General features: G+C 44.0%; 3 protein-coding genes. All 3 read right to left on the minus strand.

What is annotated here, in order from left to right; all coding sequences use genetic code 11:
* Positions 1–107 precede the first annotated feature (107 nt).
* Genes V7137_RS24205 through V7137_RS24215 form a run of 3 tightly spaced genes read right to left on the minus strand, consistent with a single transcriptional unit; the run spans position 108 to position 2,010 of the window.
* Complete coding sequence (locus V7137_RS24205) at positions 108–251, minus strand: hypothetical protein (protein ID WP_335700435.1); 144 nt, start codon at positions 249–251, stop codon at positions 108–110.
* A gap of 13 nt (positions 252–264) precedes the next feature.
* A complete protein-coding gene (locus V7137_RS24210; protein WP_335700436.1) occupies positions 265–1,239 on the minus strand; it encodes a quinone oxidoreductase family protein in 975 nt (324 codons plus the stop codon).
* A gap of 12 nt (positions 1,240–1,251) precedes the next feature.
* Positions 1,252–2,010 (minus strand): enoyl-CoA hydratase/isomerase family protein, encoded by a 759-nt coding sequence (locus tag V7137_RS24215; protein WP_335700437.1) that lies wholly within the window; start codon positions 2,008–2,010, stop codon positions 1,252–1,254.
* Positions 2,011–2,012: the final 2 nt, after the last annotated feature.

Raw genomic sequence — 2,012 nt, forward strand, 5'->3', positions numbered from 1 at the left:
GCTCCAGGCGCGTGCGGTTGGCTCCAATCAACAGGGTGCTAAAAATATTTAGTGCTTTTTCCACAAAAAAAGAGGCTTGAATTAGCTTCAAGTCCTCTTGCTATGGTTTAGTTCACTTTAATTGAATCCCCTGCAAATAAGGAGACTGCGTTCATGCCAAGCATTTTGTCGATTTGTTTTTCGTTGATTCCATTCTCACGCATCGTTGGTAAGATATGTTCAAAAATATAGACGGGATGCCAGTTCTCCATGATTTGGGTCAATTTACGGTTCTAGAATTAACTTCCCTTGTGTTTTCCGTCCTTGCAGGAGGGTATGAACCTTCGCCGCATCCTCTAATGGGAATGTGCCGCCAATGGTGAGCTTTAATTTCCCTGCACCGAGGTATGTAAGTAACTCGACTAGACTTGGCTGCAGTAATTCTGGCTTTCTCATAATCTGCGGCAGGAAAAAGCCGATAACAGATTGATTTCTGGCCATCAGTGATGACGGATAGAAGCGGCTCTGTTCTCCGCTTGCTGCTCCGAACACAACAAGACGTCCAAACGTTGCAAGACATTTGACTGTTTTATTAAAAACATCTCCACCCACCATTTCAAGGGCAACATTTACCCCTTTGCCGCCTGTTGCTGCAAGAACCTGCTGCTCCCAGTCCTGCTCAGTATAGTTGATTAGGACGTCTGCACCCATTTCTCTTGCTAACGCCAATTTTTCATCAGAACTTGCCGTAGCAATGACCTTCCCTGCACCCAATAATTTGGCGAGCTGCACTGCAATTGTTCCAACCCCACCTGCTGCGGCATGGACAAGAACACTTTCGCCCTTTTCTAACCGGCCCATTGTTTTTAATATATGGTAAGCGCTTAAGCCCTGAAGCGGCAGGGCAACAGCGGTATGAAAATCTAATTGTTCAGGTATGGGTATTAGAGACCGCTCATCGGCTAACGCATATTCTGCATATCCTCCTGATTCTATTAAAGTAACAATTCTTGTTCCAGTCTTTACTTTGGTCACTTGTTCGCCCACTGCAGCGACAACGCCAGCTATTTCAGCACCAGGGATGAAAGGCAGCGGTGTTTTGACAACATACTGCCCCTCTCGCCTTGCTGTGTCTGCATAGTTGACACCAATCGCCTTGATTTCAATTAAAACTTCATGACCAGTTGGGACTGGCTTATCCATTTCAACTAAATGTAAAACTTCTGGTCCACCATATTCCGTTAATCGGATTGCTTTCATCATTATCATCTCCTATTTCCCTTTAAATGCTGGTTTTCTTTTTTCCTTAAAAGCGGTAATTCCTTCTTTGTGGTCCGCTGTTTGCACCATTAACGTCTGGATCAAACGCTCCTGTTCAAGAATATCCTCAAGTGACGACGTAAATGACTGATCGATCAATTTCTTTTGTTTTCCAAAGGCTTTCCCAGGACCATGAGCCAATTTTAAAGCGAACTTTGTTGTTTCTTCCTGAAGTTTTTCTAATGGAACTAAATAATTAATCACACCTAGTTGATAGAGACGCTCTGCAGGGATCGGCTCTGCCGTAAAGAAGAATTGTTTCGCTAAATGCGGTCCAATTAATCTCGGAAGCAAATAAGAACCGCCTCCATCAGAGATTAATCCAACCTGCGAAAAGCTGAGGGCAAACTTACTTTCCTCCGCAGCAACAATTAAGTCACAGGCAAGCGCTAAATTAAACCCTGCCCCTGCTGCAAACCCATGGACAGCGGCAATAATTGGCTTTTCTGTTTCTTTCATCATCAAAATGAGTTCATTAAGCTTTCCGATATGCTCGTAAACTTGAATAGAACCTGCTTGCCCCATCGTTTTTACGTCACCGCCTGCACTAAAGGAACGGCCAGCCCCTGATAATACAACCACTTGGATATCATCATCAGTTTGAGCGATTGTAACCGCATCCTTTAATCCTAGAATCATCTCGGGGCTAAACGCATTTAGACTTTCTGGGCGGTTTAATGTCAACGACAACACTGGACCTAATTTTTCAATTA

It is taken from the genome of Neobacillus drentensis, from assembly GCF_036962765.1.
Taxonomy (GTDB): domain Bacteria; phylum Bacillota; class Bacilli; order Bacillales; family Cytobacillaceae; genus Neobacillus; species Neobacillus drentensis_C.

Bases quoted from the DNA above. Each gene is read 5' to 3' on its own strand.
- V7137_RS24205 (WP_335700435.1), bottom strand. From the start codon at position 251: ATGGAGAACTGGCATCCCGTCTATATTTTTGAACATATCTTACCAACG.
- V7137_RS24210 (WP_335700436.1), bottom strand. From the start codon at position 1,239: ATGAAAGCAATCCGATTAACGGAATATGGTGGACCAGAAGTTTTACAT.